The organism is Amycolatopsis sp. NPDC003861, from assembly GCF_053605405.1.
The window spans coordinates 1-4,600 of the sequence record NZ_JBSGJD010000429.1; the positions used below are offsets into that span (position 1 = coordinate 1).

General features: G+C 68.4%; 5 protein-coding genes and 1 pseudogene. 2 read left to right on the top strand and 4 right to left on the bottom strand.

The window, feature by feature from the left end:
• On the bottom strand, positions 1 to 399 hold a 399-nt coding region (locus ACWEVN_RS46690), incomplete at its 3' end, for a zf-HC2 domain-containing protein (RefSeq protein ID WP_452055561.1).
• 62 nt (positions 400 to 461) lie between these two features.
• Here ACWEVN_RS46690 and ACWEVN_RS46695 point away from each other — a divergent pair.
• Positions 462 to 1,034: a sigma-70 family RNA polymerase sigma factor gene (locus ACWEVN_RS46695; protein WP_452055562.1), complete on the top strand. Its 573-nt coding sequence runs from the start codon at positions 462 to 464 to the stop codon at positions 1,032 to 1,034.
• 125 nt (positions 1,035 to 1,159) lie between these two features.
• On the opposite strand, the gene ACWEVN_RS46700 is transcribed toward ACWEVN_RS46695, so the two are convergent.
• Positions 1,160 to 2,602, bottom strand: coding sequence for an MFS transporter (locus ACWEVN_RS46700; RefSeq protein ID WP_452055563.1), 1,443 nt, complete (start codon positions 2,600 to 2,602; stop codon positions 1,160 to 1,162).
• A gap of 108 nt (positions 2,603 to 2,710) precedes the next feature.
• Positions 2,711 to 2,887 (bottom strand): hypothetical protein, encoded by a 177-nt coding sequence (locus ACWEVN_RS46705; RefSeq protein ID WP_452055564.1) that lies wholly within the window; start codon positions 2,885 to 2,887, stop codon positions 2,711 to 2,713.
• A gap of 306 nt (positions 2,888 to 3,193) precedes the next feature.
• Here ACWEVN_RS46705 and ACWEVN_RS46710 point away from each other — a divergent pair, with 306 nt between their 5' ends.
• Positions 3,194 to 4,246 (top strand): C40 family peptidase, encoded by a 1,053-nt coding sequence (locus ACWEVN_RS46710; RefSeq protein WP_452055565.1) that lies wholly within the window; start codon positions 3,194 to 3,196, stop codon positions 4,244 to 4,246.
• Positions 4,247 to 4,289: 43 nt separating this feature from the next.
• Here ACWEVN_RS46710 and ACWEVN_RS46715 read toward each other — a convergent pair.
• Positions 4,290 to 4,600, bottom strand: a pseudogene (locus ACWEVN_RS46715) (MFS transporter); the annotation flags it as partial.

A 4,600-nucleotide genomic window follows, 5' to 3' on the forward strand; every position in this document is an offset into this window, starting at 1 on the left:
CAGCAGCCCGATGCCGACGGCGACGTTCCAGGCCGCGCTCTCGTTGCCGAGGTGCGCCGCGGCGAGCAGGCCGCCGTGGCCGGCGTCGCCGACGTCGGTGCCCAGCAGTTCGGCCAGGCCGAGGCCGCTCTGCACGAGCGCCACCAGGCCGAGGGCCAGCCGCAGGCCCCACTGCTGGGGCTGGGGTGCGGGCACCTCGGCCAGGATCCGCGCCGTGAGGTCCGGGACCCGCGGCGCTTCCCGGACCAGGGTCGCGCGGCGCAGCGCGGTCGCCTCCTCCTGCCAGGCCCGGCACGCGGGGCAGCCGGCCAGGTGACGGTCGAGGGCGTCGGCGGCCACCACGGGCTGCTCCCCGTCGATCCGGGCCGAGAGCGATTCGCGCAAGTCAGAGCAGTTCACACTCCAATGGTCGGTCACCGGGCCGCCGGAGTTCCCACCGGTGTCGGCTACGGTGTCTGCTCGTGACGACCGGCAGGAACCGCGATGACGAGCGGATCACCGCGCTCGCGCTCGACGCCGCCCGCGGCGACCAGCACGCCTTCGAATTGTGGATCCGCGCGACTCAAGCCGACGTCTGGCGGTTCATCGTCCACTTGGCCGGGGCCGCGGTCGCCGAGGACCTCACCCAGGAGACCTACGCCCGCGCGGTCACCGCGCTGGCACGGTTCGCGGGACGGTCGTCTGCCCGGACGTGGCTGCTGGCGATCGCCCGCCGAGTGGTCGTCGACCATTTTCGCGCGCGATCCGCCCGGCCCCGCTCCGACGGGCAGGACTGGGAGACCGCCGTCGAAACCGAGTCGGCCCGGCGGACAACGGGCGCGGGCTTCGAAGACGTCGTCGAGCTGGGCCTGCTGCTGGACGGGCTCGACCTCGAACGTCGTGAAGCGATCATCCTGACCCAGCTGCTCGGCTACTCCTACGACGAAGCCGCCGAGGTCTGTGACTGCCCCATCGGCACCATCCGCTCGCGCGTTGCCCGCGCACGCGAGGACCTCCTCACCGCGAGGGACGAGAACAGCGCCGTCGGCGGATAAGCAACGGTCTCCAGAGTTCACCCGCGATGTGTCTCGCGGCGGCCAGGGCCGGGTTCAACGAGATCCAGTTCGTATCCGCCGTCACTCTAATGTGCGTAAATATGTTAGTGCACTAATGCGTAAAGTCACAGCTGGCCGAATACCTCGTCCACCGATCGCTTGCCTCGACTGGCGCGGCGGTGCCGACGGCCAGTGAACCACGCGACTGCTCCGCAGGACAGAGCCAGTGCGGCCACCGCCCATAGGACGTCCGTGACCGACGAGACGATCAGCGCTAGAACCAGTGGGCCGAGTAACCCGCCGAGGCGGTTGAAGAACGACACCGTCCCCGTCACCCTGCCGCGACGACGCGAATCGGCGAGGTCCGCCGATACCGGAAGGAAGACTGCTGCCATCGTGTTGACCGAGAACAACGCGACCGCCAGTACCGATGCCGATAGCCAAGCCAGCGATGCTGTGACCCCGGACGCTGCCAGCGCGAGGAGAGCGATGGCCGTGCCGAATGCCATCCGGACGACCAGCGGAATGGCTCCGACGCGCCGGTAGGCCAACGTGAGCAAAAGGGCGCTGGGCACCATGAACGCGGCGACGGCGGTCAACAGCGCGTTCGCCGTGCTCGTAGCCAGCCCGCCGGTCCTCGCCAAGGTCGGGACCCAGGTGGTGAGTCCGAAGGTCATCAGCCCGATCACCCCGGCGTTGAGCCACTGCAGCGGGGCGGCAAACCCCCGCTGGGACGCGACGACCTCGCCGGTCGCGGCGGGCTGTTCCGTGCGCGTCGGTTCGGGCACCAGCACCGCGACCGCGGCGAGCAGAATGCCTGCCGGGGTGCCAATTAACCACAGAACCCGCCACCCGTACGTCGGTTCTAGCCACAAGGCCGAACTCGACGCGACCAGGTAGCCGATCGCCGTGGCCACCATCGACAAGCCCGCAACGGCTGGACCGCGCACACCACCGGGAAAGAGGTCGGCGAGCATCGTCACCAGCAGCGGAGCCAGGCCGCCGACCGCGATCCCCATCAGGAAACACATCACTACATTGCCGGCAAAAGTTGGCATGCAGCCGCACATGCTGGTCGCGGTGAACCCGAGCGTGGCCAGCAGGTACGAGCCTCGGCGGCCGATATGTTCAGAGAGTCGGCTGAACACCAGCGCCCCGGTCGCGGTGCCGCTCAATCCGCCTACCGCCAGCATCGCCGCCGCGGATGCACCGATGCCGTACTCGGCCCGCATGCCGGGAATCACGAACCCGAGTGTTGAGGTCTTGCTCACATCGATCGTCAAGGCCGCCGTCGCGACAGCCGCCACCACGCGGCGGCCGCGCACCGCACCAGCGGCGACGACGCGCGGCGTCCGAAGCAGCATGCCGACGACAGCCAGCAAAATGCCCGCGCCGGCAAGGAACATCTCCGGCATCTCCGTGAGCGGCATTCCGTGCGGACCTGCCATCCCCATGCCGTTCGGAACGAACGCCCGCACGACGCCGACCACCGAACACACCACGACCACTGCAACGCCGACCACGACGAGAATCCGACCCTGTAAAGGCCGCGTCACCCCGAGCACCATGTGATCGACGGTAAGGCAGCAAGGTCTACAACGACGAGGATTTCAGCCCGGACACGGCATCAAGCAAGAAGAGACCGACAGAGCCAGCCTCACAAAGACAGTATTTTATCAGGATCGCTTATACCGCTGGATAACGGCGATGACGCACAACAAGACGAGGGTGACGATCACCGTCACCACGGTCCAGCTCGAGTCTGGAATGGAGCCCTCGACGATCACGACCTGCTCGTCGAGCACGCCTTGCCCGTCCACCGGCATCGACAGCTCCCCCCAGTGGACACCCACCCTACTATAACACGTAGTAGCTGAGTGTGAACCCCCCACCACGATTCGTACAAGTCAGAATTTCTTGCCGCACAAGGTAGACGGGAAGCCTAGCGGTTCGTAATCTGTCCGAGATCTCGCAGCCCGAAGCCGTCGACCACGACGGCGCCAAGAGATCGCTGCCGGCGGAACCGGACGACCAGCGTCTGCGTTACCTGACACGACGCAACGCGCCCTGTGTACGGCCGGTTCTCGGAGAAGCGGGCTCCCCCGCCGCTCGCTTCTCCCCGGTCCGGCGGCCTACTAGCAAAGGAGAGCCCCGCGACCGTGCAGTCGCAACCCATCAGGCGCGTGATGTCCGGCGTTCTCGCCGCGGCATCGGTGATCACCCTCGTCACCGTCGGCCTCCCCTCGGCCACCGCCGCCCCCGTCCCCGTCCACCAAGCCCCACCCACCGGCTCCGACGCCCTCACGAAGTACCGCGAGCTGGCCGCGCAGGCGGAGAAACTGAACGAAGACCTGCTCAAGGCCCAAGGCGACCTCGACGCGAAGCAGCGCGAGCTCGACAAGGCCACCGGCGACACCGACGCCGCGAAGAACCAGGCGGCCCAGGCGGCCGAGAACCAGAAGAAGTACCAGACCGAAGTGGACAAGTTCGCCGGCGCGTCGTTCACCAGCGGCGTCCAGCTGAACAAGCTGTCCGCGCTGCTGGCCGGGACGTCCACTCAGGACTTCCTCGACCGCTCCTCGGCGCTGGAGGTCATCGCGACGCAGAAGAACGGCGCGATGGACAACCTCACGGGCGCCGTTCAGCAGGCCAATGACGCCACCGCCAAGGCGACCGACGCCGCCAAGCGCGCGCAGGACGCGCGGGACGCCGCGGCCAAGCTGACCGACGACATCAAGGCCAAGCAAAAGGGCCTTGATGACCAGATCAAGCAGCTCAAGGCGGCCAACGGCAACCTGAGCGCCTCCGACAAGGCCGCCCAGCGCGACACCGGCGGCGCAGCGCCCGGCCTCAAGGCACCGACCGCGGCCGCGCAGACGGCACTGAACGCGGCGCTGAGCAAGCTGGGCAAGCCCTACGTGTGGGGCGCGACCGGGCCGAACTCGTTCGACTGCTCCGGTCTGCTGCTGTGGGCCTACAAGCAGGCGGGCATCACCCTGCCGCGCAACAGCGCGGCCCAGGCTCAATACGGGACGCCGGTGCCGCGCAGCCAGTTGCAGCCCGGCGACCTCGTCGCGTACTACTCGCCGGTCTCCCACATCGGGATGTACCTCGGTGACGGCAAGATGGTCCACGCGCCGACCAGCGGCGACGTCGTGAAGATCTCGCCGCTGCAGAGCCAGTACGCGGGCGCGACCAGGCCCACCTCCTGACCGGCGACCGGGGCGGCACGCGACGTGCCGCCCCGGTCCCGGTTCAGCCAACCAGCACGTCCTCAGGCACCTGGCAGTCCAGCCGGCCGCCGCGATCGAGCCTGCGCAGCCCGAAGGCGCACACAGCCCCGATCAGTAACAGGCCGAGCCACGGCAACTCTGGCCAGCCGGCCGCCCGGGCCAGGTCGAAGACGGTTCCGGTGGCCAGGTTTCCCAGCAGGATGCCGACCCCGACCACGGTGTTGTAGAACCCGTAGTGGGTTGCCACCAGGCGTTCGCCGGACAATCGGACGATCGTGTCCATCTCGAACGGGAACACCGCCACGGTGCCCAGCGCCAGCAGCGCCGCGGAGG

Bases quoted from the DNA above. Each gene is read 5' to 3' on its own strand.
- ACWEVN_RS46700 (WP_452055563.1), bottom strand. From the start codon at position 2,602: ATGGTGCTCGGGGTGACGCGGCCTTTACAGGGTCGGATTCTCGTCGTG.